A 248-nucleotide genomic window follows, 5' to 3' on the forward strand; every position below is an offset into this window, starting at 1 on the left:
CGCTCAGGGCGCCCCGGAGGGTCAGGACGTTCCGGTACGACTCGGTTTCAGGCGTGGTGATCAGGCGGACGTTGATGCCCCGCTGCTCGGCGATGACCGGAGCGTTAACATAGGAGACCTGCTCGGTCACAACGTCCGCGAAGATGCCCTTGAGGGCGGCCAGTTCCAGGACCTTGACGTCGAGGGAGGAGATCTCACCGGCAACTTCAACGTCGAACTGGGTCAGGGAGGCATGCGTGAGGGCGGTG

At 64.1% G+C, this 248-nt stretch carries 1 protein-coding gene; it reads right to left on the reverse strand.

What is annotated here, in order from left to right; genetic code table 11:
- Positions 1-248, reverse strand: a 248-nt coding sequence (locus E0698_RS26435; protein WP_238354184.1) for a hypothetical protein, incomplete at both ends; no start/stop codon positions are given.

It is taken from the genome of Paenibacillus sp. 23TSA30-6, from assembly GCF_014858585.1.
Classification (GTDB): Bacteria; Bacillota; Bacilli; order Paenibacillales; family Paenibacillaceae; genus Paenibacillus.